This window comes from Allobosea sp. RIT-PG3_2 (assembly GCF_057321085.1).
This window is the reverse complement of sequence record NZ_JBXWCA010000003.1, coordinates 102773-128465: the sequence shown is the minus strand read 5'-3', so window position 1 is coordinate 128465 and position 25693 is coordinate 102773. Positions and strand designations below refer to the sequence as shown.

Annotated in this window: 26 protein-coding genes; 10 read left to right on the top strand and 16 right to left on the bottom strand. The window is 67.2% G+C overall.

The genetic code is table 11. The features are described 5' to 3' along the window. Positions 1 to 4: 4 nt before the first annotated feature. Positions 5 to 544 (bottom strand): peptide deformylase, encoded by a 540-nt coding sequence (def, locus tag AC2FAN_RS10925; protein WP_485173906.1) that lies wholly within the window; start codon positions 542 to 544, stop codon positions 5 to 7. A gap of 113 nt (positions 545 to 657) precedes the next feature. On the opposite strand from def, the gene AC2FAN_RS10920 reads away from it, so the two are divergent. Next, complete coding sequence (locus AC2FAN_RS10920) at positions 658 to 1842, top strand: DNA recombination protein RmuC (protein WP_485173904.1); 1185 nt, start codon at positions 658 to 660, stop codon at positions 1840 to 1842. Here AC2FAN_RS10920 and AC2FAN_RS10915 read toward each other — a convergent pair whose 3' ends face one another. From AC2FAN_RS10915 to AC2FAN_RS10900, 4 genes are all read right to left on the bottom strand, one after another. Then, the gene (locus AC2FAN_RS10915; RefSeq protein ID WP_265051941.1) at positions 1843 to 2352 is read right to left on the bottom strand and encodes an OsmC family protein; all 510 of its coding nucleotides are present in this window, start codon (positions 2350 to 2352) and stop codon (positions 1843 to 1845) included. Positions 2353 to 2448: 96 nt separating this feature from the next. Continuing rightward, on the bottom strand, positions 2449 to 3231 hold the full coding sequence (locus AC2FAN_RS10910) for an ABC transporter ATP-binding protein (protein WP_265051940.1): 783 nt from the start codon (positions 3229 to 3231) through the stop codon (positions 2449 to 2451). A 12-nt stretch (positions 3232 to 3243) separates the two neighbouring features. Continuing rightward, positions 3244 to 4074: an ABC transporter permease gene (locus AC2FAN_RS10905; protein WP_485173901.1), complete on the bottom strand. Its 831-nt coding sequence runs from the start codon at positions 4072 to 4074 to the stop codon at positions 3244 to 3246. Between the two features lie 16 nt (positions 4075 to 4090). Then, the gene (locus tag AC2FAN_RS10900) at positions 4091 to 5056 is read right to left on the bottom strand and encodes an aliphatic sulfonate ABC transporter substrate-binding protein (protein ID WP_485173899.1); all 966 of its coding nucleotides are present in this window, start codon (positions 5054 to 5056) and stop codon (positions 4091 to 4093) included. 306 nt (positions 5057 to 5362) lie between these two features. On the opposite strand from AC2FAN_RS10900, the gene AC2FAN_RS10895 reads away from it, so the two are divergent. From AC2FAN_RS10895 to AC2FAN_RS10885, 3 genes are all read left to right on the top strand, one after another. Beyond that, positions 5363 to 8131: a [protein-PII] uridylyltransferase gene (locus AC2FAN_RS10895; RefSeq protein ID WP_485174564.1), complete on the top strand. Its 2769-nt coding sequence runs from the start codon at positions 5363 to 5365 to the stop codon at positions 8129 to 8131. A 109-nt stretch (positions 8132 to 8240) separates the two neighbouring features. Then, positions 8241 to 8852 carry a nucleotide exchange factor GrpE gene (gene grpE, locus AC2FAN_RS10890; RefSeq protein ID WP_476804766.1) on the top strand — a complete coding sequence of 204 codons (612 nt, stop codon included), beginning with the start codon at positions 8241 to 8243 and terminating at the stop codon, positions 8850 to 8852. 4 nt (positions 8853 to 8856) lie between these two features. Then, positions 8857 to 9471, top strand: coding sequence for a trimeric intracellular cation channel family protein (locus AC2FAN_RS10885; protein ID WP_265051937.1), 615 nt, complete (start codon positions 8857 to 8859; stop codon positions 9469 to 9471). A 2-nt stretch (positions 9472 to 9473) separates the two neighbouring features. Here AC2FAN_RS10885 and AC2FAN_RS10880 read toward each other — a convergent pair whose 3' ends face one another. From AC2FAN_RS10880 to AC2FAN_RS10870, 3 genes are all read right to left on the bottom strand, one after another. Beyond that, on the bottom strand, positions 9474 to 10091 hold the full coding sequence (locus AC2FAN_RS10880) for an alpha-ketoglutarate-dependent dioxygenase AlkB family protein (RefSeq protein WP_485173897.1): 618 nt from the start codon (positions 10089 to 10091) through the stop codon (positions 9474 to 9476). Positions 10092 to 10093: 2 nt separating this feature from the next. Next, complete coding sequence (dapB, locus tag AC2FAN_RS10875; RefSeq protein ID WP_485174562.1) at positions 10094 to 10900, bottom strand: 4-hydroxy-tetrahydrodipicolinate reductase; 807 nt, start codon at positions 10898 to 10900, stop codon at positions 10094 to 10096. Positions 10901 to 11065: 165 nt separating this feature from the next. Continuing rightward, a complete protein-coding gene (locus tag AC2FAN_RS10870) occupies positions 11066 to 12064 on the bottom strand; it encodes a Tim44 domain-containing protein (RefSeq protein WP_265051935.1) in 999 nt (332 codons plus the stop codon). Between the two features lie 194 nt (positions 12065 to 12258). Between AC2FAN_RS10870 and AC2FAN_RS10865 the strand changes: the two genes are divergently transcribed. Beyond that, on the top strand, positions 12259 to 12558 hold the full coding sequence (locus AC2FAN_RS10865; protein WP_485173895.1) for a hypothetical protein: 300 nt from the start codon (positions 12259 to 12261) through the stop codon (positions 12556 to 12558). Positions 12559 to 13157: 599 nt separating this feature from the next. Then, positions 13158 to 14306, top strand: a complete 1149-nt coding sequence (locus AC2FAN_RS10860; RefSeq protein WP_485173893.1) for an extensin-like domain-containing protein — start codon at positions 13158 to 13160, stop codon at positions 14304 to 14306. Between the two features lie 110 nt (positions 14307 to 14416). On the opposite strand, the gene mepA is transcribed toward AC2FAN_RS10860, so the two are convergent. Next, positions 14417 to 15355 (bottom strand): penicillin-insensitive murein endopeptidase, encoded by a 939-nt coding sequence (mepA, locus tag AC2FAN_RS10855; RefSeq protein ID WP_265051932.1) that lies wholly within the window; start codon positions 15353 to 15355, stop codon positions 14417 to 14419. A 115-nt stretch (positions 15356 to 15470) separates the two neighbouring features. On the opposite strand from mepA, the gene AC2FAN_RS10850 reads away from it, so the two are divergent. Further along, on the top strand, positions 15471 to 16451 hold the full coding sequence (locus AC2FAN_RS10850) for a Bug family tripartite tricarboxylate transporter substrate binding protein (RefSeq protein ID WP_265051931.1): 981 nt from the start codon (positions 15471 to 15473) through the stop codon (positions 16449 to 16451). A gap of 90 nt (positions 16452 to 16541) precedes the next feature. After that, positions 16542 to 16712: a DUF3309 family protein gene (locus tag AC2FAN_RS10845; RefSeq protein ID WP_442864899.1), complete on the top strand. Its 171-nt coding sequence runs from the start codon at positions 16542 to 16544 to the stop codon at positions 16710 to 16712. Positions 16713 to 16813: 101 nt separating this feature from the next. Here AC2FAN_RS10845 and lhpI read toward each other — a convergent pair whose 3' ends face one another. From lhpI to rpsA, 6 genes are all read right to left on the bottom strand, one after another. Beyond that, positions 16814 to 17761, bottom strand: coding sequence for a bifunctional Delta(1)-pyrroline-2-carboxylate/Delta(1)-piperideine-2-carboxylate reductase (gene lhpI, locus AC2FAN_RS10840; RefSeq protein WP_265051930.1), 948 nt, complete (start codon positions 17759 to 17761; stop codon positions 16814 to 16816). Further along, a complete protein-coding gene (locus AC2FAN_RS10835; RefSeq protein WP_265051929.1) occupies positions 17761 to 18099 on the bottom strand; it encodes a LapA family protein in 339 nt (112 codons plus the stop codon). Before AC2FAN_RS10835 ends, lhpI begins: the two co-directional genes overlap by 1 nt. Positions 18100 to 18155: 56 nt before the next feature. After that, positions 18156 to 18440 carry an integration host factor subunit beta gene (gene ihfB, locus AC2FAN_RS10830; protein ID WP_265051928.1) on the bottom strand — a complete coding sequence of 95 codons (285 nt, stop codon included), beginning with the start codon at positions 18438 to 18440 and terminating at the stop codon, positions 18156 to 18158. 28 nt (positions 18441 to 18468) lie between these two features. Next, the gene (sppA, locus tag AC2FAN_RS10825; RefSeq protein WP_485173890.1) at positions 18469 to 19440 is read right to left on the bottom strand and encodes a signal peptide peptidase SppA; all 972 of its coding nucleotides are present in this window, start codon (positions 19438 to 19440) and stop codon (positions 18469 to 18471) included. A 73-nt stretch (positions 19441 to 19513) separates the two neighbouring features. Next, the gene (locus tag AC2FAN_RS10820) at positions 19514 to 20803 is read right to left on the bottom strand and encodes an Hsp70 family protein (protein ID WP_485173888.1); all 1290 of its coding nucleotides are present in this window, start codon (positions 20801 to 20803) and stop codon (positions 19514 to 19516) included. 258 nt (positions 20804 to 21061) lie between these two features. Further along, the gene (gene rpsA, locus AC2FAN_RS10815; protein WP_265051925.1) at positions 21062 to 22768 is read right to left on the bottom strand and encodes a 30S ribosomal protein S1; all 1707 of its coding nucleotides are present in this window, start codon (positions 22766 to 22768) and stop codon (positions 21062 to 21064) included. Positions 22769 to 23123: 355 nt separating this feature from the next. Here rpsA and AC2FAN_RS10810 point away from each other — a divergent pair, with 355 nt between their 5' ends. Together AC2FAN_RS10810 and AC2FAN_RS10805 are read left to right on the top strand one after the other, a co-directional pair. After that, positions 23124 to 23681 (top strand): LemA family protein, encoded by a 558-nt coding sequence (locus AC2FAN_RS10810; RefSeq protein ID WP_265051924.1) that lies wholly within the window; start codon positions 23124 to 23126, stop codon positions 23679 to 23681. 29 nt (positions 23682 to 23710) lie between these two features. After that, a complete protein-coding gene (locus tag AC2FAN_RS10805; protein WP_485173885.1) occupies positions 23711 to 24784 on the top strand; it encodes a M48 family metallopeptidase in 1074 nt (357 codons plus the stop codon). Here the strand turns inward: AC2FAN_RS10805 and AC2FAN_RS10800 are convergent, their stop codons facing one another. Continuing rightward, entirely contained in the window at positions 24785 to 25690 is a 906-nt protein-coding gene (locus AC2FAN_RS10800) for an NHL repeat-containing protein (RefSeq protein ID WP_485173883.1), read from the bottom strand. Positions 25691 to 25693 lie beyond the last annotated feature (3 nt).

Genomic DNA, 25693 nt, shown 5'->3' with positions numbered 1-25693 from the left:
CTCGTTACGCCGCCCGCTCGCGCTTGGCGGCCTTGGCGAATTTCTTGGTTACGCGCTCGCGCTTCAGCCGCGAGAGATAGTCAATGAAGAGCACGCCGTTGAGATGGTCGATCTCGTGCTGCAGGCAGGTGGCGAGCAGCCCGTCGGCCTTGATCTCCTGCACCTTGCCGTCGAGATCCATGAAGCGGACCTTCACCTGCGCCGGGCGCTCGACCTCCTCGTAATATTCGGGGATCGAGAGGCACCCTTCCTCATAGGCATTGAACTCGTCCGAGGACCAGGTGACCTCCGGATTGATGAAGACCTGTGGCTTCTTCGGCTCCGGCTCCTCGCCTTCCTTCGGCTCGCGCTTCGCCAGGTCGATCGTCACGATGCGCAGCGGTTCGCCGATCTGGATCGCGGCAAGCCCGATGCCGGGCGCGTCATACATGGTCTCGAACATATCCTCGACCAGCGCCCGGATATCGGGCGTGACGGCTGCGACCGGCTTCGAGACGAGACGGAGCTGGGCGTCGGGCAGGATGACGAGCGGGCGAATGGCCATGGGATTCCGCAGGAAAAAGGCTGAACAAGGCGGGACATAAGCATTTGTGGGCAAGCGGTCAAACTGTTCCGCTTTCGTTCGCAATACCGCCTCGAATCGGCTAGGCTCGCGTCATGAACGAGATCGCCTTCACCCTGCTCGAGCGCCCGGTGACCTGGGCCGAAGCGGCGCTCGGCTTCGCCGGCCTGAGCCTCCTGCTTCTGCTGATGGTGGTGCTGTCCGCCTGGCGTGGCGGCCAAAGCCGCGCCATCGAAGCGGCCATGGCGGCGGAGCGCGCCCGCGAGATGGACGACAAGGTCGCCGAGATGAACCGCCAGCAGGCCGAGCTCGCCGGCCGCATGCAGTCCATGGCCGAGATCCTCTCGACCCGGCAGGGCGATCTCGCGCGGCTCGTCGCCGATCGTATGGACGGGCTGAGCCACAAGGTCGGCCAGGGCCTCGAGCAGAATGTCCGACAGACCACCGAGAGCCTCGGCAAGCTGCAGGAACGGCTGGCGGTGATCGACAGCGCCCAGAAGAACCTGACCGACCTCACCTCCGAGGTCGTGACGCTGAAGGACGTACTCTCCAACAAGCAGGCGCGCGGCGCTTATGGCCAGGGGCGGATGGAGGCGATCATCCGCGACGGACTGCCCGCCGCCTTCTTCGCCTTCCAGCCGCAGCTCTCGAACGGCAAGCGGCCGGACTGCTTGGTGACGTTGCCCGGAGACGGGCGTGGGCTGGTCATTGACGCGAAATTCCCGCTGGAGAGCTTCACGCAATTGCGCGAGGCGCGCGGCGAGGATGCGAAGAAGGCCGCCGGCCAGCGCGTGCGAAGCGATGTCGGCGTGCATGTGAAGGACATCGCCGAACGCTATTTCCTGCCCGGCGAGACGCAGGATGTCGCGCTGCTCTTCGTGCCGTCCGAGTCGATCTATGCCGATCTGCACGAGTATTTCGACGATGTCGTGCAGCGGGCGCACCGGGCGCGGATCATGATCGTCTCGCCCTCGCTGCTGGCGCTGGCGATCCAGCTCATGCAGTCGCTGGTGCGCGATGCGCGCATGCGCGAGGAGGCGCAGGTCATCCAGACCGAGGTCGGCAAGCTGCTCGACGATGTGCGACGGCTGGGCGAGCGCGTCGACAAGCTCGACACGCATTTCCGCCAGGCGCAGGAGGATGTCGGCCAGATCAAGACCTCGGCCGGCAAGGTCACGACCCGCGCCGAGAGGATCGGCGCGCTCGACTTCGACGACGAGAAGAGCGAACCGAAGCTGCCCTTCGCCAAGGGGCTGGAGCTGAAGGCCGCGGCGGAGTGATCACCCGCGGCTGAGCACTGCGGAAAGCTCCGGCTTCACGTTCAGGGTCTGGAAGACGACGCAATAGCGCTCGGTGAGCTTCAGCAGCGTGTCGAGCTTCTCCTGCGGCGCATCGGTCTCGACATCGAAGGAGAGCCGGATCGCCTTGAAGCCGACAGCCGCATCCTTGGCGACGCCGAGCGTGCCGCGGAAGTCGAGATCGCCCTCGGCGTGGACGACGCCCTTCTTCAGCTCGATCTCGAGGGCGGTCGCGACCGCCTTCAGCGTCACGCCGGCGCAGGCGACCAGCGCCTCCAGCAGCATGTCGCCGGAGCAGAGCTCGGCGCCCGAGCCGCCCGTCGCAGGATGAAGGCCGGCGAGCGCGATGGCACGGCCGGTTTCGACCTTGCAGGCGATGTGCTGGTCGTCGAGCTCGCCATGCGCCTTCAGCGTGATGATGGCGGCCTCGGGATTGGTCCGGTACTCGTCCTTGAGCGGAGCCTGCAGGGCACGCAGTGCGGTGACGTCCATGGGGCTGAACCTCTTGTTCGAGCGGAAGATCGCGTTAAGGCGCTGATAGGCTCAAGACGACCTGGGTGCCAGTCCGGCTGATGCGATCCGGACAGGCTACCACCACATGCCGGCCGTCTCCGCCGTCCTTTCCTGATGCGGGACCTCGTTACGCAGCGAGCGGTCGAGCGTGCGCAGCGCCTCGCGCTTAGCCGCCTCGAACGCTGGCGAGAGCCGGTCGCGCGGGCGGGCGAGCGGGTTGTCGAGTTCGTCGAAGATGCGGCCGGGCTTGGGCTGCATGACCACGATGCGGTCGGCGAGCGTCACAGCTTCCTCGACATCATGGGTGACCATGACGACGGTCGGCCGGCTTTCCTGCCAGAGCGCCAGCAGATGGCCGTGCAGGCTCGCCCGCGTCGTGGCGTCGAGCGCCGAGAAGGGCTCGTCCATCAGCAGGAGCTTCGGCCGGGTGACGAGGGCGCGCGCGATGGCGACGCGCTGCTGCTGGCCGCCGGAGAGTTCGCGCGGCCAGCGCTTCTCGTAGCCGGCGAGGCCGACGCGGACCAGCGCATTGGTCACCAGCCCCTCCCGCTCGAAGGCGGAAAGATGCGACAGGCCGAAGCCGACATTCTCGGAGACGCTGAGCCAGGGGAAGAGCCGCGGCTCCTGGAAGATGACGCCGACATCGGCGCGCGGCTCGGCGATGACCTCGCCGTCGAGCCGGATTTCGCCGGCGCTGGGGCGGTCTAGCCCGGCGACGAGCCGGAGCAGGGTCGTCTTGCCGCAGCCGGAGCCGCCGAGCAAAGCGAGAATCTCGCCGCGCCCGACATCGAGCGTGATCGCCGACAAGGCACGGGTGCCGTCGGCATAGGTTTTCGAAAGCTGGTCGAAGCTCAGCACGGGTGAAAGCCTTCAGAGCTTGTCGCGCGCCGTATCCTGCCAAACGAGGAAGGGCCGCGTGATGGCGACGAGCAGCCCGTCCGCCAGCTTGCCGAGCACGGCGAAACTGATGATGGCTGCGATGATGGTGTCGGGGCGGCCGAGCTGCTGGCCGTCCACGAGCAGATAGCCCAGCCCCTCGCTCGCCCCCATGATCTCGGCCGCGACGACGAACATGAAGCCGAGGCCGAGCCCGGAGCGCAGCGCCGTGATCCAGCTCGGAAGGATCGCCGGCAGCAGCACGCGCCTGACCATGGCAAGGCGCGAGAGCCGGAAGACCCGGCCGACCTCGACGATCTTGCGATCGATGCCCTGGATCGCGCCGGCGACGCCGAGATAGACCGGGAAGAAGACGCCGACTGCGATCAGCGCGACCTTGGAGGCCTCGAAGATGCCGAGCCAGAGGATGAAGAGCGGCACCCAGGCGATCGAGGGGATCGCCCGCAGCGCCTGCAAGGTCGGATCGAGCAGGCTGCGGGCGACAGGCAGGGCGCCGGTGACCGCGCCGAGAACCGTCCCGGCGAGAGCCCCCAGGCCGAAGCCGGCCCCGACCCGCCAGAGCGTCGCGCCGGCATGGGTCAGGAGCTCGCCCGATGCAGCGAGGTTCCAGAGCGTGCGGCCGACGACGCTGGGAGGCGGCATCAGCCGGCCGTTCGCGATGCCCGCCGCAACCAGCCATTCCCACAGGATGGCGAGCACGACCGGCAGCCCGAAGCCTGCGATGGCGAGGCCGTAGGCGCGGCGGGGCGCGGCAGACCGCCGTTCCGCCTCATCCGTCGCGGCTTCGACCTCCAGAACGCTCATCGCCGCGCAACAACCCTCAGTTGGTCGCGACGAAGCTGCGGTCAATCAGCGAATCCACGGCCGCCTTCACATCGGTCGAGGCCGGCAGCACGCCCGCCTCGGTGAGCGCGATGCCGGCAGCGGTAATGCTGTCGATCTGCGCCTTGCCGATGGCGGAATGGGTGAGCTCGGTACGGGTCAGCTGGCGCTCGATCACCGGCTCGGAGAGCTTGGTGTACTCAACCAGGACCTTCTTCAGCTCGGCCGGGTTGGCGCGGGCATAGGCGCGCGCTTCCTCGTAGGCTGCGATCACCTTGCGCACCAGCGCCGGGTTCTCCTTGGCGAAGGCCTCGCGGACATTGAGGATGCCCCAGGTGTTGTCCTCCGCCTTGCGGTAGAACAGCTTCGCGCCGCTCTCGACCTCGGCGGCCGCCATCAGCGGGTCGAGCCCGGCCCAGGCGTCGACGTCGCCGCGCTCCAGGGCGAGCCGGCCATCGGCATGCTGGAGCAGGACGAGCTTGACGTCCTTCTCGGTCAGCTTGGCGTCGGCCAGCGCGCGGACGAGGAAGATGTGCGGATCGGTGCCGCGCGTCACGGCGACTCGCTTGCCCTTGAGATCCGAGACCTTGGTGATCTCGCTCTTGGCGCCGGTGACGAGCGCCGTCCACTCCGGCCGAGAATAGACATAGATCGACTTGATCGGATTGCCGTTGATCTTGCCGATCAACGCGGCGGCGCCGGCGGTCGAGCCGAAATCGATCGAGCCGGCGTTGAGGAATTCGAGCGCCTTGTTCGAGCCGGCGGAGAGAACCCAGCGGACCTTGATGCCTTCGGCCTCGAGCGCCTTCTCGAGGATGCCCCGCTCCTTCAGCACGAGGCTGACAGGATTGTAGGTGGCGTAGTCGATGCGGATTTCCTTCGGCGCCTGCGCGAAGGCCGGCGCGGCGAATGCTGCGGCGGCGGCGAAAGCGGCTATGGCGATACGGCGGGTGATATGGGTCATCTGGCGGTCCCTCTGGCGATGATGCGAGGGATCGGGGCGCTAAGCACCCTTCGCCCCACGCTTTAGCTGCACTTGTTTCGCGCCCGCAAGCTGGTGGCTCAAATCGGCGCGTATCCGCCTTTTAGGTCCGATCGTTCTGTTTGTCAAACAACACATTACGCGCCGTTGTTCCATTAATTCCCATTATTTTTATGTGTAATTTCTCTCTCTGGCCTTCACCCACAGCATGTTAAGAATGGCGGCAGCCGACGGAACAATGCCCAAGTGACAGCCTCCACCATCTCCCCTGCGCTTCCCCTCGCCGACATGCTGCATAATCCGGAGGCGGGTGTCGCGGGACTGTTCGAGGCCGCACGACGACTGGACAAGGCGGAGAAGCGCCAGATGCTGGTCAGCGCTCTGCGACAGCTGCTCGACGAGGGCTCCGCTTCGGCGAAGGCGATCCTTGCTGGTCCGCGCAGCGGGCTTGCCTGCGCGCACCGGCTGTCGGCGGTGATGGATGCCGTCGTCATCGGGCTGCACAAGGCCGCGACCTCCTATTTCTACCCTGCCGACAATCCCTCGCAATCGGAGCGGATCGCGGTCGTCGCGGTCGGCGGCTATGGCCGCGGCACGTTGGCGCCGGGCTCCGATGTCGACCTGCTCTTCCTGTTCCCGCACAAGCAGACGGCCTGGGGCGAGAGCGTGGTCGAGTCCATGCTCTACCCGCTCTGGGACCTGAAGCTGAAGACCGGCCATTCCGTGCGCTCGATCGACGATTGCGTGCGCGAGGCCCGCGCCGACATGACGATCCGCACCGCCCTGCTGGAAGCGCGCTTCCTGGTCGGCGACCGGGCCTTGTTCGATGAGATGACGCGCCGCTTCGATGCCGAGGTTGTGGAGGGCACCGCCGCGGCCTTCACCGAGGCGAAGCTGGCCGAGCGCGAGACGCGGGTGCAGCGGGCCGGCACCTCGCGCTATCTGGTCGAGCCCAACGTCAAGGACGGCAAGGGCGGCCTGCGCGACCTCAACACACTGTTCTGGATCGCAAAGTATGCCTATCGCGTCCATGACGTGCGCGAGCTGGTCGCGGCCGGGCTTTTCGACAAGGAAGAGCTGCAGATGTTCCAGCGCTCGGAGGAGTTCCTCTGGCGCGTGCGCTGCTGGATGCATTTCATCACCGGCCGGGCCGAGGAGCGGCTCTCCTTCGACCTGCAGAGGCAGGTCGCCGCGGCTATCGGCTATGCCGGCCGCAGCGGGCAAGCGCCGGTCGAGCGCTTCATGAAGTCCTACTTCCTGATCGCCAAGGATGTCGGCGACCTCACCGCCATCGTCTGTGCCGCGCTGGAGGCCCGCCAGCAGAAGCCGCGCGCGACGCTTTCGCGCCTGCTGGGCAGCTTCACCAAGCGCAAGCGCGAGCGCTCGCTCGGCCATCGCGATTTCAAGCTGACGAGCCAGCGCCTCAACGTCGTGGACGACAGCGCCTTCGAGCGCGATCCGGTCAACCTGCTGCGCCTCTACGAGATCGCCAGCCGCGAGGATCTCGCCATTCATCCGGATGCGAGCCGCCTCGTGACCCAGTCGCTCAGGCTGGTGACGCCGGGCCTGCGCAACGAGCCGGAGGCCAACCGGATCTTCATCGAGATCCTCACCGCCCGGCGCTCGCCGGAAGTCGTGCTCCGGCGCATGAACGAGTCGGGACTGCTCGGCCGCTTCATCCCGGATTTCGGCCGGGTCGTGGCGATGATGCAGTTCAACATGTACCACCACTATACGGTGGACGAGCATCTGATCCGGGCGATCGGCGTGCTGGCCGAGATCGATGCCGGCGTGCTCGAGGCGGAACATCCCCTCGCCAACGAGATCATGCCGAGCATCGCCAACCGGCGCGCGCTCTATGTCGCCCTGTTCCTGCACGACATCGCCAAGGGGCGGCCGGACGACCACTCGATGGCGGGCGCGCGCATCGCGCGCAAGCTCGGCCCGCGCTTCGGCTTGACCAGTGCACAGACCGAGACCGTGGCCTGGCTGGTCGAGCACCATCTCGACATGTCGACGGTGGCGCAGAGCCGCGACCTCGGCGACCCCAAGACGATCGAGAGCTTCGCCGCGACCGTGCAGACCCTGGAGCGGCTGAAGCTGCTGCTGATCCTGACCGTAGCCGACATCAAGGCGGTCGGGCCCGGCGTCTGGAACGGCTGGAAGGGCCAGCTGCTGCGCACGCTCTACTACGAGACCGAACTCGTGCTCGCCGGCGGCCACTCCGTCGTCGAGCGCAAGGCGCGCGTCAGCATGAAACAGGACGGGCTGCGCCAGCGCCTCGCCGACTGGAGCGCGGAGGAGCGCGAGGCCTATCTGGCTCGCCACTACCCGGCCTACTGGATCAAGGTCGATCCCGAGCAGCAGGAGAAGCATGCCCGTTTCCTGCGCAAGGCCGAGCTCGCCGGGCGCACCACCGCGACCATCGTCGAGACCGACCAGTTCCGCGGCGTGACCGAACTCACCGTGCTGGCGCCCGACCATCCACGCCTGCTCGCCATCGTCACCGGCGCCTGCGCGGCGGCCGGCGGCAACATCGTCGATGCCCAGATCTTCACGACGAGCGACGGGCTCGTGCTCGACACGATCTCGGTCTCGCGCGCCTTCGACCGCGACGACGACGAGTTGCGCCGGGCCGAGCGGATCGCGGCCGCGATCGAGCGGGCGCTGAAGGGCGAGATCAAGATCGCCGACCTTGTGGCGCAGCGGCGCGCGCCGCCGCCGCGCGGCCAGACCTTCCAGGTCGAGCCCGAGGTCATCATCGACAACGTGCTTTCGGCGCGCCACACGGTGCTGGAGGTTTCGGGCCTCGACCGGCCGGGCCTGCTCTACGACCTCACCACCGCGATCGGAAAGCTCAACCTCAACATCGCCTCGGCCCATATCGCGACCTTCGGCGAAAAGGCCGTCGACGTATTCTATGTCACCGACCTGACCCATGCGAAGATCGTCTCGACCGGGCGGCAGCTCACGATCCGCAAGGCGCTGCTCGAAGTGTTCAAGCTGGAGGCCGAGAAGGCCGCCCCGGCAAAGCCCAAGGTGCCAGCCCGCGCTTGATTTAAGACGCCATAAGCCCGATATCCGGCACGAACGCGGCTGTGCCCCGACATGATCGGCCTTTAGGCCCGGCCAAAAGGGCGGCCCCAGCCAGCCAGACGATGAGGAACTGGAAGAGACGATGACGCAGAAACCTGCGACGGAAGACCCCAATCTCGATGCGGCGGCCGATGCGCCCGAGCAGGCAGCGGCCACCGAGGCAGGCCCCGAGGCCCTGATCGCCAAGCTCCAGGCCGAGCGCGACGAGTTCAAGGACAAGGTCCTGCGCACGCTAGCCGAGATGGAGAACCTGCGCCGGCGTACCGAGCGCGAGATCGCCGATGCCAAGGCCTATGCGGTGACGAGCTTCGCGCGCGATATGCTCGGCTCCTCCGACAATCTGCGCCGGGCGCTGGAAAGCCTGCCCGAGGCGGCCCGCAGCAGCGCCGAGGGCCCCGTGAAGACCCTCTACGAAGGCGTCGAGCTGACGGAGCGCGAGCTCCTGAAGACGCTGGAGCGCCACGGCGTACGCCGGATCGACCCGCAGGGCGAGAAGTTCGACCCGAACCTGCATCAGGCGATGTTCGAGGCGCCCGACGCCGAGATCGCCAAGGGGCTGGTCTCCAAGGTCGTGCAGGTCGGCTACAAGATCGGCGAGCGCGTCCTGCGCCCGGCACTGGTCGGCGTCTCGGCCGGTGCGCCGAAGGCGGCCGAGCCGCCTGCCGACGACACCAAACACTAACGCCGTGTTCGAGGCCGCCGGCGTCGCAATCTTCGCTCTGACCGGTGCGATCGTCGCTGGCCGCAAAGGGATGGATCCGTTCGGCTTCATCCTGCTTGCGACGGTCACCGGGGTCGGCGGCGGCACCTTGCGGGATGTCCTGCTCGGAAACAGCGCGTTCTGGGTGAGCGACCCCATCGATGTCGCGGTTTGCGTCGTGGTCGCGCTTTGCGCCTGGACCACGGCTTACTTCCGGCCAGGCCTGCTGGAAGGCTGGGGCGGCCGCAAGGTCTTGATCTGGGCGGACGCGGCCGGGCTCTCGCTCTTCGCGGTCATCGGCACGTTCAAGGGCCTTTCAGCCGGCGCACCCGTCCTTTCCGCCGTGGCACTCGGAGCCATGACCGCAAGTTTCGGCGGCATCCTGCGCGATATCCTGGCCGGCGACCGGCCGATGGTGCTGTGGGGCGGCGACTTCTACGTCACCGCGGCGACGGCGGGGGCGGCAGTGACCGCTGTGCTGGTCGGGCTTGGCCTTCCGACGGCCATCATCATGCTCGGCGGCGTGGCAACGACTTTCGGGCTACGAGCCGGCTCCCTGCTGTGGGGATGGTCGTTCCCGAGCCTGCCCGGAAAACTATAGCCCTACGGCTTCGTCACGCGCCTGAGCGTCAGATTGATCCGCCCGCCCTCAGGCAACAGCGTCGAGGAGCCGGCGAGGATGCGGTCGATGCCGTGATAAGCCAGGCGCGCCTCGCCGCCGAAGAGCAGCACATCGCCGGAAGCGAGCTTGAGCGAGGCCGTCTTGCCGCCCCGCGCGGTGCCGCCGATGCGGAAGATCGCGGCGTCGCCGAGCGAGACCGACAACACGGGCGCATCGAACTCCTGCTCGTCACGGTCCTGATGCAGCCCCATCTTCGCGCCGCCCGCATAGAAATTGACGAGGCAGGCCTCGGGCGGATGCGGATAGCCGGAGAGCTCGTTCCAAAGATCGAGCAGCGGCGCGGGCATCAGCGGCCAGGGCTCGCCGGTTTCGGGATGCAGCGGCTGGTAGCGATAGCCTCGCTCGTCGGAGACCCAGCCGAGCGTGCCGCAATTGGTCATGCGGACGGAGAAGGGCTTGCCCGTCTTCGGCATGCGCGGCTGGAAGAACGGCGCCTTGCGCGAGACCGCGCGCAGCTCCGCCAGCAACGCAGCCTGCTCCACCGGCGCGAGCCGGCCGGGCCAGTGAAACACGCCCGGTGCGACGGCGACACGGGTCATCGTCAGAGCGTGTCGAGGCCGAGAACATCGGCCATGGAATAGAGGCCGGGCGCCCGCCCTTTGCCCCAGAGCGCGGCCTTGACCGCGCCCTGCGCGAAGAGGCTGCGATCCTCGGCGACATGGGCCAATTCCAGCCGCTCGCCGGCGCCGGCGAAGATCACCTTGTGGTCTCCGACCACGGTACCGCCGCGCAGGGCGGCAAAACCGATCGTGCCGGATTCGCGTGCGCCGGTGATGCCGTCGCGGCCGGCGACGCGGTGCTCAGCCAAATCGATCGCGCGGCCCTCGGCCGCCGCCTCGCCGAGCAGGACCGCAGTGCCCGAGGGCGCATCGACTTTCATGCGGTGGTGCATCTCGGCGATCTCGATGTCCCAATCGGTGCCCAGCGTCGCGGCGACCTTGCGCACCAGTGCCGCCAGCAGATTGACGCCGAGGCTCATATTGCCGGAACGGACGATCGGCGTGCGTTGAGCGGCCTCGGCCAGCCTCGCCAGATGGGACGGCTCCAGCCCGGTCGTGCCAACGACATGCAGGATGCCGGCTTCCGCCGCGAGATCGGCGAAGGCGACCGTCGCCGCCGGGGCGGTGAAGTCGAGAACGCCATCGGCGTTGGCGAAGGCGGCTGCAGCATCCCCCGTCACCTTCAAGCCGCGCGACGGCAGGCCGGCGAGCACCCCGGCATCCTCGCCGATGACGGCCGAACCCGGCCGCTCGACGGCAGCCGCAAGCCGGCAGCCCTCGGCCTGGTCGATCGCGCGGATCAGCATCCGGCCCATCCGCCCGGCGGCACCGACGACGACGAGACGCATGTCACTCATGGAAGGCGGGCTCCGAAACCGTTCTGCGACCACTGCAGCTGTTACTTGGCCAGTATCGCAATAGGCCGGCTTCCGCCAGCGCAACACCCGAAACCCGGACAAAGCAAAACGGCCGGGTCGCCCCGGCCGTTCTGGATCGTATCATTCTGATGCCGCTCAGGCCGCCTGCTGGATGCCCGAGAGCTTCCAGGCGGCGCCACGCTCGCGCAGGAAGGTCCAGTATTCCGTGACCTCCTGGGTCTGCGTCGCGTTGCCCTCGACGATCTTGCCGCTCTTGCGATCGTAGAGCGCGTTGATCAGGCTGAAGCGCATCGCAACGGTGGCGTAGTCGCTGTCGCCCTCCCGCCAGGCCTGCGACAGGTCGCCCTGCAGCAGCTTGACGTCGGTGACCCGGTCGACGACGCCGCGGCGGACGTTCTCCGTCAGGTCCTCGTCGAAATAGCCGAACATCTCGGTGGTCGTGCGCTGGCGCAGGCCGGCCTCGTCCTCGTTCGAGTAAGCGGTATTGATCTCGCCGAGCAGGCGCTCGAAGCTGTTGAAGTCCTCGCCGGCGAGCTCGATCGGCTGGGGCTGCGTTGCAGCAGCCGCGGCACCGCCACCTCCGAAGCCACCCATACGGGCTGCGGCCGGCTGGGGCTGCGGCGCGTCATAGCCCTGACGGGCATAGGGCGCACCGGCACCGGCGAGCTGCGGCTCGGAGCGGCGGCGGAAGAAGCGAATGGCGAGCATCACGATGCCTGCGATCAGCGCGAGCTGCAGCAGGAAGCCGAACATGCCGGCGAGCGAGGCCAGGCCACCGAAGAAGCCCGAGCCGGACAGCATGCCGAACAGGCCCGCGCCGAGCAGGCCGGCGCCGATGCCCATCATCATGTTGCGGGCGAAGGACGGGCGAGCCGCCTGCGCGGCAGCCGCGCCGGCAGCCGAGGGGCCAGCCATAGACGGCGAAGCCGGCGAGGACGGCGCGGAGCGCTGGAAAGTCTGGGCGCCACCCGGCGTCGTGCTGGTCGAGGGCGGCGCGCTATTGGTGAAACTGCCGCGGCTGCCCGAGCTGCGGCCGCCGCCCGGACGGGCCTCGGCAACGAGCGGCACGAGCAACAGGGCCCCGGTGACCAGGGCGACGGCACGTCCACGACGGGCAAGCGAAATCAGTGACATTGTTCCTCCCGGAGCCCCCCACGGGCTCTCTTCCGGCCAATATGGAGAGCGATCGCCGCGCACGCAAGCCTCTCCCCGGCTAACATTCTGAAATCTCTTACTATTTCAAATCAGTGCATAATTATTCGTCGTGATCGGGACCGCGTGGTAAACTCCCGAGGCCGTCTCGCCATGCGCAGGGGCAGGAGAGAGCCATGATCGGATCCGGACCGAGGCCTCACCGTCACAGGGTATTGAGCTGGCTGCTCGCCCTCGCCGTCCTGCTGCTCGTCACGGAAGCGGCCGCAGCCGGGGAGCCTGCCGTCGCGCTGGATCCGCCGCGCCTCGCCCAGGCACCGGAGCCGCTCTGCTTCTGCTGGAACGACGGGCGCAAGATCGCAGAGGGATCGAATTCCTGCATCCGGACGAGCCAGGGCCGCCGGCTGGCGACCTGCGGACGGGTGGTGAACATGATGTCCTGGCAGATCACCGAAACTCCCTGCCCCGAAAGCTGAAACGCGGCGGGCGCCTAGCTGTATCAAACAAAAACGCCGCCGGGATTTCCCGGCGGCGTTGCTTCTCATGGCTCTTGTGGTCCTAGCGACTTCGAGACTGACCTCGTCAGAACGCTCCCAGAACGATCGCCATCATGAACACGAAGGCCGCACCCATGATCCATCGGTCGAGACGTAGCGTGACACTCATCACACCCTCCTCCTGTCATTGACCTGTCGCGGAAGCTACCAGAACTGACGGAGGCCGCAAGGGGGCGGCACCATGGCAGCGCCACGGCGAAGGCTACATCATCCTTAAAACTTACTTAAAGCATTGATTAGACTTGGGGATAATTCTGCGACCGAATGGTCGCGGACCCCGCCTCCACCTGCCTTCGCCATGGCAGCGCCATGTTTCCCGCAGGGCTTCGCCGTGTGATCTTCACAGTGACTTCCAACCTCTTCACCGTCCCGGCTTCAGCAGCTGGTTAAGGCCGATCCGAGCGGGATTAAGACCCGGTTCACCACCTCGGCAAAGTTAATGCGGCTGTGGCGGCCGGGGCGCAGTCGGTTGAGAAACCATTCACCAAACGCTTCGCATTTGAATGGTCATGCGACGCGTGAAACTCGCCCTCATCGCACTTGGCCTCGCCGGCGCCGCCGGGCTGGCCGGCTGCGGCAAATTCCAGAAAGCCCAGCGCGCGCCGTGGCGCGACCAGGCGGAAGCGACCTGCCTCGCCTCCGGCCAGGTGCAGATATCGAGCTATGTCAGCCTGCGCGGCAAGCCGATCGACGGCCCCGGAATCTGCGGCATGCAGCAGCCGCTGAAGGTCACGGCCCTGCAGAACGGCAGCGTCAGCCTGACGAGCCCGGCCCTGCTCGCCTGCCCGGTCGTCGCGACGACGGACCAGTGGTTCGCCGAGGTCGTACAGCCTGCAGCGATGAACATCCTCGGCGCACAGGTGATCGAGATCCGGTCCGGCTCCTATTCCTGCCGCGCCATGAACAACGGCACCTATACGACGCGCACCTCGGAGCATGCCTATGGCAACGCCGTCGACGTGTTCTCCTTCCGGCTGAACGACAACCGCGTCGTCACGGTCAAGGACGGCTGGCGCGGCTCGCCCGAAGAGCAGAACTTCCTGCGCGAGATCTTCGTCGGCGCCTGCACCTATTTCGGCACGGTGCTCGGCCCCGGCGCCGATCCGATGCATTACGACCACCTCCATATCGACCTCGCCCGCCATTCGAAGGGGCGGCATATCTGCAAGCCGATCATCAAATACACGCCGAACTACAACCTGCCGCCGCCGGACCCGGCCCGGCCCTACTCCTCGGCGCAGAACGCACCAGGGCCCATGTCTCCACGCCGCGGCGAGCCGGCCGCCAACGCCTATGCCGGCGGGCCGCTGCTGCGCCAGCCGAGCGACGGACTGCGTCCGCCCGGTGCCGTGCAGGGAGGCTATCCGGTCGCGAGCAACGGGCGGGGCCAGGACAACAGCCTCGATGCGCAACAGCGCTTCCTGGAGCAATATGACGCGCGCCAGCGGCAAGGGCGCCCCGGATTCCAGCCGCAGCCTCTGCCGAGCGAGACGCGCGGGCCTCTCGCCCTGCCCGGGGCGGTCGAGCCCTCGGAGGAGGAGACCGTGTTCGGCGACGGCGGCGGATCGGGCGTCGTCGATCAGCAGGGCTCCGAGGAGGCGCTGCCGATCAGCCCGCAGCGCGACCCCTTCGCCTACAGCTCGGCACGGGTCCCGCCGCGGCGGTAAAGGGCGTCATTCTCGGGCTTGACCCGGGAATCTCAGGCCGGAAGAGCTTCAGAGCCTTCTTCCTCAGGAGATGCTCGGGTCAAGCCCGAGCATGACGGCAGGGCGCATCGTCAGGGGGAGACGAGCACCTGCCGGCATTCCGGCGGCAGGGCATCGACTGACATGGGCGGCTTGGGCTTCGGCTTCGGACCCGGCTTCGGCTTGGGTGGGTTGAAGATCGCCTGATGCTGGCGCTCGACCCAGCCGCTCAGCTCCGTCCCGCAGCCATCGCCGAAATTCGGCGGCTCCTGGCCCTGGCAGCTCGCCATGCCGGCCGGGCAGGCCAAACGGATGTGGAAGTGATAGTTGTGGCCCCAGATCGGCCTGACCTTGTCGAGCCAGCTCTTGTCGGCCCCCGCCTCGCGGCAGAGCGCCACCTTCAGCGCAGGGTTGACGAAGATGCGCTCGACGCGCGGTTCGGCCGCGACCGCCCTGATCAGGCGGGTATGGGCCGGCGTCCAGTTGCGCGGATCGACATCGCGCCAGTCGGCGCGGGCCATGTTGACCGCCGACATGTTCTCGCGCTGCTCGTGGTCGAGCCGGCCCTTCGGCATCGGCGTCAGCCAGACGTCGGCGTCGAGCCCGATCTGGTGGGACGCATGGCCGGTCAGCATCGGCCCGCCACGCGGCTGCGACATGTCGCCGACGAGCAGCCCCGGCCAGCCGTTGATGCGCGGGACGTCGCGGGCGAGCTTCTCGAGATAATCGATCAGCGCCGGATGGCCCCAGTTGCGGTTGCGGTTGAGCCGCATCACCTGCCAGCTCGGCCCGTCGACCGGCAGCGCCTCGGCCCCGGCGAGGCAACCGCGGGCATAGGAGCCGATGGCGCGTGCCTGCATGCTGGCAGGCGCCGCCTTCTGGCCGAAGAGCGAGCGGGCGGCGTCGGGCCAGGCGGCGATGTTGGCGGCCCGCGTCTTCGCCTCCTGATCCGCCGTCGATTGGGCGTGGCCGGCCGTGGGGAGCAGGGCCAGCGGCAGGAGGAAGGTGGCGATTCGCGAGATGCTGCGCATCGCAGCAGAATCGCTGCGGTGCCTCATGGTGGTCAAGCGCGATGACTGGACAAGCGCCGCGGCGAATTGCAGCCTTGGCAAAGGCGACGCAGAGCGCCCCTCAGGGAGGATATCGATGACCACCATGATCGACCGCCGCGCGCTTCTCGCGGGCACCAGCGCGCTTCTCGCAGCTCCGACGCCTGGCTTCGGCCAGCAGCCCTGGCCGCAGGGGCGGCTGATCAAGCTAGTCGTGCCGTTCACGCCGGGCGGCGCCACCGACGTGCTGGGGCGGCTCATCGCCGACAAGCTGGGGCAGACCTGGGGAACCAGCATCGTCGTCGAGAACCGGCCGGGCGCCGGCAGCAATATCGGGACGGAGGCGGTGGCCAAGGCCGAGCCCAATGGCGAGACGCTGCTGATCGTCTCGGTTGGCCTCGCGACGAACCAGTATCTCTACGCCAAGGTCAATTACGACCCGATCAAGGATTTCGCGCCGATCACCATGGTCGCGCTCGTGCCCAACCTGCTCGTCGTGAACAACCAGCTGCCGGTGAAGGATGTCGCCGAGCTCGTCGCCTATGCCAAGGCCAATCCCGGCAAGCTGACCTACGCCTCGTCAGGCGTCGGCACCTCGCTGCATCTCTCAGGCGAACTCTTCCAGAAGCTCACCGGCACCAAGATGGTCCATGTGCCCTATCGCGGCTCGGCGCAGGCGATCCAGGACCTGATCGGCGGCCGTGTCGACCTGATCTTCGACAACATCACCTCGGCCCTGCCGCAGGCGAAGGCGGGCATGATCCGAGGCCTCGGCGTGACGACGGCGAAGCGTGCGCCGACCGCGCCGGAATTCCCGCCGATCGCCGATACGGTGCCGGGCTTCGACGTGTCCTCGTGGTTCGCACTGTTTGCGCCGGCCAAGACGCCGCCCGAGATCGTCGCGAAGATCCAGGCCGATACCCGGGCGGGCGTCGCAGATCCCGCGCTCAGGGCGAAGATGGATGCGCTGGCGGCCGAGCCCGGCGGCTGGTCCTCGGACGAGCTCGGCACCTTCCTGCGCTCCGAGCTGAAGAAATGGGGCGATCTCATCAAGGAAGCCGGCATCAAGGCCGATTGATCAAACCGGCGGCGAGGGAACCCGCGGTTCCCAGACGGCGTTTCCCGCTAGACCTCGCCCGGCATGGGCGCTGACTTTGGGGAGATCGCCATGTCCACCGTTCTGATTGTCGTGCTGCTCATCCTGCTTCTTGGTGGCGGCGGATATTACGGCCACCGCAGCTATGGAACCGCCGGTTTGGGCGGCGTGCTGGGCCTCGTGCTCGTCGTCGTTCTGATCCTGTGGCTGCTCGGCGCCATCGGCGGCGCGCGCGTCGCGTAAAGCGTTCCGGACATTGCCGACACGCTGGCGGCACCAGCCAGCTTTACCTCAGTATCGGGCCGAAAAGCGGCTTCCGCGATCCGGCCCGATAGCCTTTCCGGTCAGGAGCGGTTTTCCCAAACCGCAACGGCTGAAGCCAGATCCTCGAGCGCGACGCCCACCGACTTGAACAGGGTGATGCCGCCGCCCTCGACGGGTCCGGCGATTCGGCCATGGCAGAGATCGGCGAGCGTTCCAGCCACCTTGTCGGCGCTATAGCTGCCTTCCGCGATCGCGACGGCGACATCCCCGCCCTCGTCGATCGCCTTGCTTGAATCGACGATGACGCGGGCACGGTGCAACGCCTCGGCGTCAGCTTCGCGCATCTGCATGGTGAAGCCGCCGATCAGGTCGAGATGCGCCTCGCGCTTCAGCCAGTGGCCGTGGATCAGCGGCTCGGTCGCGTTGGTGGCGCAGGAGATGATATCCGCCGTGCGGGCCTCGCCCTCGAGATCGGTCGTCACCCGCGCCTCGATACCATCCGCCGCCAGGTCCGCGACGACGGCCTCGGCCGCTTCGGGGCGACGAGCCCAGATCGCGATCTCGGTCAGCGGCCGGACCGAGCGATGCGCCTTGATGATGAAGGGCGCGAGCGCGCCGGCCCCGACCATCAGCATCCGGCTCGCTTCAGGATTGGACATGTAGCGTGAGGCGAGCGCCGAGGCGGCCGCCGTACGCCAGGTCGTCAGGCGATTGCCGTCCATGACCGCGAGTGGCCTGCCGGTTTCGCCATCCATCAGCAGATAGGCGCCCATCACGCCCGGCAGGTTACGCCGGCCATTGCCGAAGAAGACCGAGACGATCTTCGTGCCGATATAGGGATTGGCGACGTTCGGGCCGCTCCAGGCCGGCATGGTCAGCAGGATCGCCGCCGCCTCGTCCGGGCGCTCGATCTCGTACTGGCCGCGCTTTGGCGCAATGACCTCGCTGCGAAAGGCGTCGTCGAGAATGTCGATCAGGCCGGGGTAGCTCAGAGCCGCATCGATCTCGGCCACGTCGAACAGGCGCATCATTGACGTCCGCTGGTCAGGGCCGGCAGGGCAGAATCGGGAACTGCGGAACGCAGGGCCTGTGTCTCGGAGCGCAGTGCCTCGACCTCGCGGCGGCCACGACGCGCAGCCTTGCGATACTTGCCCTGTGCCAGCCAGGAGGCGAAGCCGCCGACGAGAACGCCGATGAAGATCGCCGCCAGGACCACGAGGAAGAGCGGCAGCTCGTAGGACAAACTCGGCAGGTCACGGCTGAAAGGATCGAGCGAGACCCGCACCGGAGCCCGGTTGGCGACCGAGAACAGCACGATCAGCAGCGCGACCGGAACGAGCACCAACGCCTTGAGAAAGGCTTTCATCGCAATCTCCGTGGCGGCAGGAGGAACGGCGGGCTTTCGGCTCAGGACTTGCCGTTTCAGGACTTGCCGTTGAGGCGAAGCCGCAGTTCCTTGCCCGTCTTGAAGACGGGAACGAATTTCTCCTCGACCTCGACCGCGTCGCCCGTACGGGGATTGCGGCCGATCCGGGCGGAGCGCGCCTTGCGCGAGAAAGCGCCGAAACCGCGCAGTTCCACCCTGTCACCTCGCGCAAGCGCCTTCACGACTTCGTCCAGGATGGCCGAGACGATGTTCTCGATGTCGCGCTGGTAAAGGTGGGTGTTCTGATCAGCGATCCGCTGAACGAGTTCGGATTTAATCATCGCCGGAGTATAACCATTTGTATCAACATCACTTTTCAGCCGCAGGCTGCCAGAGCGCCAAGGGCGCGTCAAGCCGCAAGCCGACCGGCTGATCCGCCGCCCGCGCGATTGTCGCGGCGAGGGCTTCCAGCCCCGCGCCACGCGCCATCGCCTCGGCGAAACTCCAGAGGCCGAAAGAGGAGGATTCGCTGCGGCGGCGCCAGTCGCGCACCTTGAGATCCTTGGCGATGCCCTTCTCGCGCTCGAGCCAACCGATCGCATCCGGCTCGCCGCCGATCTGGTCGACGAGCTTCAACGCAAGCGCCTGACGGCCGGAATGAACGCGCCCGTCCGAGACGGTCGTCACCTCGCCATCGGCAAGATGGCGGCGGTCACGCACCATCTGCTTGAACCAGGCGTAATTGTCGTCGACGACGCGCTGAAGCGCCTCGCGCGCCTCCGGCGAAGTCGGCTCGAAGCCGCTGGGCGCAGCCTTGAGCGGGCTCGACTTGATCGACTCGACCTTGACGCCGACCGTATCGAGCAGATGCGAGACGTTGGGGAACTGGAACAGCACGCCGATCGAACCGACGAGCGAGGTCTGGCGGGCGACGATGCGATCCGCGCCCATGGCGGCAATGTAGCCGCCCGAGGCCGCCAGACCATCGACCACGGCGACCATCGGCTTCTTCGCGGCGAGCTGGCGCAGCGCCGTGTGAAGCGCCTCGGAGCCGGAGGTAGTGCCGCCAGGGCTGTCGACCCTGAGCACGACGGCGGAGACGGCGCTGCTGTCCTCGACCGACTTGATCAGGTCCAGCGTGCGTCGGTCACCCGAGATGAAGCCGGCGATGGTGATGCGCGCGATATGGGCGCTCGACAGGCTCGCGGGGCTGTCGCCCTTCCAGGCAAGGCCGCCGATCACCGCTGCAACGATGACGCCGAGGACGGCGAGCACACGCCAGAGCGTCAGCTTGCGCCGCAGGCTGCGGCGATCTGCGAGCAGATCTGCGTCGGATGACATCGGGCACTCCTGGCGGCTGCGGGTCCGTGATGTAGACCCACCACGCCGGACGGGCAAGGCGAGAGCGCGGCCTTCAGGCCGCGACCGAGGCGCGCGCCCGATCGAGCGCGAGCAAGGCGAGCCCGCTGGCGACCGAGCGGAAGGCGTCGCCGATATGCACCTTGTCGGCACCGAAGCGGCGATCGAACAGCTTGCGCACCGCCGGGACATAGGAGGTGCCGCCCGTCATGAACACCGCCTCGATCCGATCCCCCGCCAGCCCGGCCTCAGCCAGCGCACGGTCGAGCGCGGCCTCGATCGCGCCGACATCCCCGGCGATCCAGCGTTCGAAGTCGGCGCGGCGGATCGGCTTCTCGATGACGACGCCCATCTGGCTGAAGCTCAGCGTCGTGGCCTCGCTCTCCGAAAGCGCCACCTTGGCGGCGGAGACGGCACGATAGAGCTCGTAGCCGAGATCGTATTCGATGACCGTCAGCAGGTCCTCGAGCTTGCCGGGCTCGACGGCCTCCCGGATCAGGGCGTTGAGCTCGGCCATGGTCTCGCGGCTCTTCATCAGCGAGAGCTTGTGCCACTGCGCGAAGGCGGCGTGGTAATGCGCGGGCACCGGCAGGAGCTTGCCGAAGGAGCGGTATTCCCCGCCCTTGCCGAGCGCGGGCGAGACCGCGTGCTCGATGATGCGGTAGTCGAAGGTATCGCCGGCGACGCCGACGCCGGCATGGGAGAGCGGGATGGCCTCCAGCCGCCCACGCTCGCCCGGCTCGAAGCGCATCACCGAGAAGTCGCTGGTGCCGCCGCCGAAGTCGGCGACCAGCATGGTCTGCGGCCGGCCGAGATCGCGGGCATACCAGTAGGCGGCGCCGAGCGGCTCATAGGCGAAGTCGACCTGCTTCATCCCCGCTTCGGCGTAGGACGCCTTCAGGCGGCCGAGCGCCAGCTCCTCGTCCGGCCGCTCGCCGGCGAAGACGACGGGACGCCCGGAGACGAGCGGCAGCATGTCATGGCCATCGAGACCCGCCACGAGATCATTCAGGAAAACGCCGATCAAATCCTCCAGCCGGAACAGCTTGCCGAACAGGCGCGTCTCCTGGAAGGCGCGGCTGGAGAGATGGGTCTTGAGCGACTGGAGGAAGCGGTGCTCGGTCGTCATGCCAAGGGCCATGTCGAGCGCGTCGGGGCCGCTGACATGGGTGACGCGCGTCTCGGGCGGGCGCCCCTCGCGCCAGAACATCAACGCCGAGCGATAGGCATCGACCGCGCCCTGCCGCGTCGCGAAGGAGCGCGTCATGACGGAGCCATCCGCACCCGCCAGCGCGACGACGCTGTTGGTGGTGCCGAAGTCGATGCCGATGGCGGCGGGTGTCATGGCAGGCTCCTTGGTGGCCAGGGATGCAACGCAGGTTCGACCCGTCATGCCGTCATCCCGGACAAGCGGAGAAGCCGCGCCGATCCGGGATCCATCGAAGGGCAAAAGCGCTCTACGATGGATCCCGGAGCTCCGCTTCGCTGCGTCCGGGATGACGAAAGAGGTTCCGGCACCGAATCCGTCTATCGAAACAAAAGCCCGCGCGGATTTCTCCGCGCGGGCTGAATTCGAAGGCCGGCCGCCGAAGCGGCCGAAGCCTCACTTCTTGTCGGTCGTCGCCTTCTTGAGCGCAGCGCCCAGGATGTCGCCGAGCGAGGCACCGGAGTCGGCGGAGCCGTACTGGGCCATAGCCTCCTTCTCCTCAGCCATTTCCAGGGCCTTGATCGAGACCTGGATCTTGCGGGCCTTCTTGTCGAAGAGCACGACGCGGGCGTCGATGCGCTCGCCGGCCGCGAAGCGCTCGGGGCGCTGCTCGGCACGGTCACGCGCCAGTTCGGCGCGCTTGATGAAGGTCATCATGTCGGTGTCGGCGATCTTCACGTCCAGACCCGACTCCTTCACCTCGACGATCTCGCAGGTGACGATCTGGCCCTTCTTGAACTCGCCGGCATCCACGAAGGGATCGCCGCCGAGCTGCTTCAGGCCGAGCGAGATACGCTCCTTCTCGACGTCCACATCGAGAACGACGGCCTGCAGGACGTCGCCCTTCTTGTATTCCTCGATGACCTGCTCGCCCGGACGGTTCCAGTCGAGATCGGAAAGGTGGATCATGCCGTCGATATCGCCTTCGAGACCCAGGAACAGGCCGAACTCGGTCTTGTTCTTGACCTCGCCCTCGACCGTCGAACCCGCCGGGTGCTGCTCCGCGAAGAGCTCCCACGGATTGCGCAGGGTCTGCTTGAGGCCGAGCGAGATGCGGCGCTTGACCGGATCGACCTCGAGGATCGCGACGTCGACTTCCTGGGAGGTCGAGACGATCTTGCCGGGGTGGACGTTCTTCTTGGTCCAGGACATCTCGGAGACGTGGATCAGGCCTTCGATGCCCGGCTCCACTTCGACGAACGCGCCGTAGTCCGTGATGTTGGTCACGCGACCCTTGAGGCGGGTGCCGACCGGGTAACGCTCGGCGATGCCATCCCACGGATCGGCCAGCAGCTGCTTGATGCCGAGCGAGATGCGGTGCGTGTCCTGGTTGATCTTGATGATCTTGACCTTGACCGTCTGACCGATGGTAACGACCTCGGACGGATGGTTGACGCGGCGCCAGGCCATGTCGGTGACGTGCAGCAGGCCGTCGATGCCGCCGAGGTCAACGAACGCACCGTATTCGGTGATGTTCTTGACGACGCCGTCGATGACCTGACCTTCTTCGAGCGAGGCGACGAGCTCGGAACGAGCCTCTGCGCGGGTCTCCTCGAGGACGGTGCGGCGCGACACGACGATGTTGCCGCGGCGGCGATCCATCTTGAGGATCTCGAAGGGCTGCGGCTGGCCCATCAGCGGGCCGACGTCGCGGATCGGACGGATGTCGACCTGGGAGCGCGGCAGGAAGGCCACGGCGCCGTCGAGGTCGACGGTGTAGCCGCCCTTGACGGTGTTGAAGATCATGCCGGTGACCTTCTCGCGGGCCTCGAAGGCCTTCTCGAGCTTGACCCAGCTCTCTTCGCGGCGAGCCTTGTCGCGCGAGATGACGGCTTCGCCGAGCGCGTTCTCGATCCGGTCGAGATAGACCTCGACCTCATCGCCGACGACGATGTCCTGCTCGCGGCCGGGGCCGGTGAATTCCTTGAGGGCGACGCGCCCTTCCGTCTTCAGGCCGACGTCGATGATCGCCATATCTTTCTCGATGGCGACGACCTTGCCCTTGATGACGGTACCTTCCATCGCCTCGTTGCGGGCGAAGGACTCTTCGAGCAGGGCGGCGAAATCCTCGCGACCCGAAGTGAAGCTTTCAACAGCTGACATGTAATCTCCTGGAAGCCGGCCGCGTATCCCGCGGATGTCCGGCATGGGCGCCGTGGTTGGTGTTGCGATCCGGATCGCTGCCGTCGGCTCCTCCTCTCGGAGGTATCCCGCCCCGAAGCATCGGGAACGGGGGCGCCATGGCCGCCGGTTCGATCCGCATCCCAGGAGCGCGCTTCCAACACGAAACGGGAGCAGGTCTCGAAGACCGCCCCCGGCGCATGATCGATCACGGCCCTTCGGACAGGGGCGATGTAATACATGGCCGTTGCGAGGGCAAGTTTTCTGCGCGGCTTCCCCAAGGTCGCCCGTCATGCCAGTCTGCCCCGCTCAAGCGCTGGCACAGGGGGAGCGTCGCATGGGCTGGGTCATTCTCGGGCTGATCGTGGCCGTCGTGATCTATCTGATCATGACCTATAACGGGCTCGTGGCTATGCGGCAGCGCGTCAACCAGGCCTTTGCCGACATCGACGTCCAGCTCAAGCAGCGGCACGACCTGATCCCGAACCTCGTCGAGACGGTGAAGGGCTATGCGACGCATGAGAAATCGACGCTCGACGCGGTGATCGCCGCCCGCAACGCCGCGCAGGGCGCGAGCGGCGTCCACGACAAGGCTGCCGCCGAGCAGCAGCTCTCGGGCGCGGTCGGCCGGCTGCTGGCGCTGGGCGAGGCCTATCCCGATCTCAAGGCGAGCGCCAATTTCCAGCAGCTCCAGGTCGATCTCGGCAATGTCGAGGACAAGCTCGCGGCCGCCCGGCGCTTCTTCAACAATGCGGTCAGCGAGTTCAACGCGGCGATCCAGGCCTTCCCGGCCGTGCTCTTCGCGCCGCAGATGGGCTTCACCCAGCGCGAGTTCTTCGATGTCGGCGAACAGACGCGCGCCCAGATCGAGGTCGCGCCCAGCGTGAAGTTCTGAGGCAGGGACCACGGCAGGGAGCGGCTGCGATGGCTCAGGCCTTCGGGCTCTATACCCATCAGCGCAATAACCGGATCAGGTCCAATCTCCTGATCGCCGGGCTCTTCCTGCTCGTCTACCTCACCGTCTGGGGCCTGCTGCTGGTCGGCTACGGCTATGGCGGCGTGCCCTATGGCCGCAGCGCCTTCGGCGAGGCGAACCGCATCTTTCGCTCGTGGTTCCCCCTCATCACCCTGGCGACGATGCTGTGGGTCTTCGTCGGCTTCCGCATGAACGTCGCGATGATCGGCGCGGTGACCGGTGCCAAGGGCGTGGCACGCGAGGACAACCCCAAGCTCTACCGGATGCTGGAAAACCTCTGCATCTCGCGCGGGCTCACCGTTCCCAAGCTCGCCATCGTCGAGAGCGATGCGCTCAACGCCTTCGCCAGCGGCGTCAACGACAAGCAGTTCACCGTCAGCGTGACGAGCGGCCTGCTCGCGCAGCTCAACGATGCCGAGGTCGAGGCAGTGCTCGCCCATGAGCTGACGCATATCCGCAACGGCGATGTGCGCCTCATGGTGATCGCGATTGTCATCGCCGGCGTCGTCTCCTTCGTCGGTGAGATGGTGTTCCGCGGCTTCGGCCGCCGCAGCATCCGCATCTCCTCCGACGATTCCAAGAAAGGCAACGGGCTCGCCATCGTCGTCGGCGTCGCCGTGATCGCGATCTCCTGGTTCCTTGCCGTGGTGATCCGGCTGTCGCTGTCGCGCTCGCGCGAGTACCTGGCCGATGCCGGGGCCGTCGAGCTGACGAAGAACCCGGATGCGATGATCTCGGCCCTGCTCAAGATCTCCGGCCGGGCCGATATCGAGGGCATTCCCTCCGGCGTGATGGATATGTGCTTCGAAAACGATCCGGACGATTTCGCCGATCTGTTCTCGACGCATCCTTCCGTGACCAAGCGCGTGCAGGCGCTGGTCGAGACGGCCGGCGGGCGCATGCCGGCGATGCCGCCGCATCCGCCGAAGCTGGCCGAGCGGCAGGACCTGCCGACGATGGTGGAGGAGACGGCCGCGCGTGGACCATGGGCGCGTCCGCCGCAGGCGCCCGGGCCCGGCTGATCAGGCCGCGAGCTTGCCCGGATCGATCTCGAACACCAGCGGATAGAAGGTGTTCCAGCGGTTCCAGCGCTGCGTTCCCGCTTCGCCGACCGCCCAGAGCTTGCCATCCGGCGCATGGCCGAGATCCTCGATCCCGCCCGGCGCAGGATAGCGCGCAAGGACCGCGCCTGTACGGGGATCGAGGCGGGAGAGAAAGGCCGGCCGATTGCCGGAGCTTTGCGAGAGCCAAATCTTCCCTTCACCATCGAAGGTCGCGCCCTGCGTCAGCAACGGCAATGGCAGGCTCGCCTGTGAATCGGAGAGGCCTATCGCAGCATCGCCGGCGGCCAGAACACGGGCGGCCGGTACGGCGTGAAGACTCGGCTCGCCCTCGCGGCGATAGGGGCCGAACCACAGGACGTCGCCGGACGCGGCGAGGAAGGACGGCCCCATCGCCTTGTCGACCCGCGCCTCCTTCAAGGGCACGCATTCGCCGTTGCGGCAGGACTCCCTGAAATCCAGTGCGAGCAGGCGCCCCGAATTGGCGACGAACAACGTCTCCCGCACCATGGCGAGGCCGCCGGGGTGGCCATAGGTCGCCGGAAGGGAGAAGCTGCCGAGCAGGCTACCGTCGGCTCGCGACAGCCGGAACAGCCGGGCCGGGCCATTGTCCTGATCGCGCTCGGTGCTGCGATAGGCGGCGATCAGGATTTCGTCGCGGTAAACGGTCAATCCCTGCGGCACATAGCCGTCGTTCAGGCCGGGCGACCAGTAGCGCCGGCCGATGGCGGCCTCATTGGGAACGGCGCTGAGTTCGCGCGCGTCATAGCCCGGCGCATCGCCAGGCAAGGTCGGGCGCGCCAGCGCGGGGGGCGCCAGGCACAAACCCGCGCCCGCCACCAACAGCCGCCGGCGGTTCCATGTCACGGC

Coding starts and splice junctions, on each gene's coding strand:
- def (WP_485173906.1), bottom strand. CDS start 544: ATGGCCATTCGCCCGCTCGTCATCCTGCCCGACGCCCAGCTCCGTCTC.
- AC2FAN_RS10920 (WP_485173904.1), top strand. CDS start 658: ATGAACGAGATCGCCTTCACCCTGCTCGAGCGCCCGGTGACCTGGGCC.
- AC2FAN_RS10915 (WP_265051941.1), bottom strand. CDS start 2,352: ATGGACGTCACCGCACTGCGTGCCCTGCAGGCTCCGCTCAAGGACGAG.
- AC2FAN_RS10905 (WP_485173901.1), bottom strand. CDS start 4,074: ATGAGCGTTCTGGAGGTCGAAGCCGCGACGGATGAGGCGGAACGGCGG.
- AC2FAN_RS10900 (WP_485173899.1), bottom strand. CDS start 5,056: ATGACCCATATCACCCGCCGTATCGCCATAGCCGCTTTCGCCGCCGCC.
- AC2FAN_RS10895 (WP_485174564.1), top strand. CDS start 5,363: ATGCTGCATAATCCGGAGGCGGGTGTCGCGGGACTGTTCGAGGCCGCA.
- AC2FAN_RS10880 (WP_485173897.1), bottom strand. CDS start 10,091: ATGACCCGTGTCGCCGTCGCACCGGGCGTGTTTCACTGGCCCGGCCGG.
- dapB (WP_485174562.1), bottom strand. CDS start 10,900: ATGCGTCTCGTCGTCGTCGGTGCCGCCGGGCGGATGGGCCGGATGCTG.
- AC2FAN_RS10870 (WP_265051935.1), bottom strand. CDS start 12,064: ATGTCACTGATTTCGCTTGCCCGTCGTGGACGTGCCGTCGCCCTGGTC.
- AC2FAN_RS10865 (WP_485173895.1), top strand. CDS start 12,259: ATGATCGGATCCGGACCGAGGCCTCACCGTCACAGGGTATTGAGCTGG.
- mepA (WP_265051932.1), bottom strand. CDS start 15,355: ATGCGCAGCATCTCGCGAATCGCCACCTTCCTCCTGCCGCTGGCCCTG.
- AC2FAN_RS10850 (WP_265051931.1), top strand. CDS start 15,471: ATGACCACCATGATCGACCGCCGCGCGCTTCTCGCGGGCACCAGCGCG.
- AC2FAN_RS10845 (WP_442864899.1), top strand. CDS start 16,542: ATGTCCACCGTTCTGATTGTCGTGCTGCTCATCCTGCTTCTTGGTGGC.
- lhpI (WP_265051930.1), bottom strand. CDS start 17,761: ATGCGCCTGTTCGACGTGGCCGAGATCGATGCGGCTCTGAGCTACCCC.
- AC2FAN_RS10835 (WP_265051929.1), bottom strand. CDS start 18,099: ATGAAAGCCTTTCTCAAGGCGTTGGTGCTCGTTCCGGTCGCGCTGCTG.
- ihfB (WP_265051928.1), bottom strand. CDS start 18,440: ATGATTAAATCCGAACTCGTTCAGCGGATCGCTGATCAGAACACCCAC.
- sppA (WP_485173890.1), bottom strand. CDS start 19,440: ATGTCATCCGACGCAGATCTGCTCGCAGATCGCCGCAGCCTGCGGCGC.
- AC2FAN_RS10820 (WP_485173888.1), bottom strand. CDS start 20,803: ATGACACCCGCCGCCATCGGCATCGACTTCGGCACCACCAACAGCGTC.
- rpsA (WP_265051925.1), bottom strand. CDS start 22,768: ATGTCAGCTGTTGAAAGCTTCACTTCGGGTCGCGAGGATTTCGCCGCC.
- AC2FAN_RS10810 (WP_265051924.1), top strand. CDS start 23,124: ATGGGCTGGGTCATTCTCGGGCTGATCGTGGCCGTCGTGATCTATCTG.
- AC2FAN_RS10805 (WP_485173885.1), top strand. CDS start 23,711: ATGGCTCAGGCCTTCGGGCTCTATACCCATCAGCGCAATAACCGGATC.